The sequence below is a fragment of the Bacillus cereus group sp. BfR-BA-01382 genome, from assembly GCF_022663475.1.
In the GTDB taxonomy this organism is placed as follows: Bacteria; Bacillota; Bacilli; order Bacillales; family Bacillaceae_G; genus Bacillus_A; species Bacillus_A thuringiensis_S.
Genome location: NZ_JAKUFQ010000309.1, coordinates 1 through 367, shown reverse-complemented (window position 1 = coordinate 367; position 367 = coordinate 1). Strand labels below are relative to the sequence as shown.

Sequence of the window (367 nt, the reverse complement as noted above, 5' to 3'; positions counted from 1 at the left end):
CGTACAAAAAGAAGTAGAAACAGTTGTTGGATTAGACTTTGCGATGGATCAATTATACGTCAGTTCTGAGGATGAGAGAGCCAATTATCCTAAGTTCTATCGTGAAATATTAGACCGATTAGCAAAGGCTCAACGAGTATTATCAAGACGTACAAAAGGTTCAGGGCGTTGGAATAAACAACGTATCCGTGTAGCTAAGCTGCATGAAAAAGTAGCAAACCAACGTAAGAACTTCCTTCATCATAAGTCTAAAGAGTTAGCTACTCATTTTGATGTTGTAGCTATTGAAGATCTAAATATGAAGGGAATATCGCAAGCACTTCATTTTGGAAAAAGCGTCGCTGATAATGCTTGGGGTATGTTCACT

General features: G+C 38.1%; 1 protein-coding gene. It reads left to right on the top strand.

What is annotated here, in order from left to right:
• Positions 1-367 (top strand): RNA-guided endonuclease InsQ/TnpB family protein (locus tag MR160_RS34090; protein ID WP_242299246.1); only part of this gene is annotated, 367 nt, incomplete at both ends.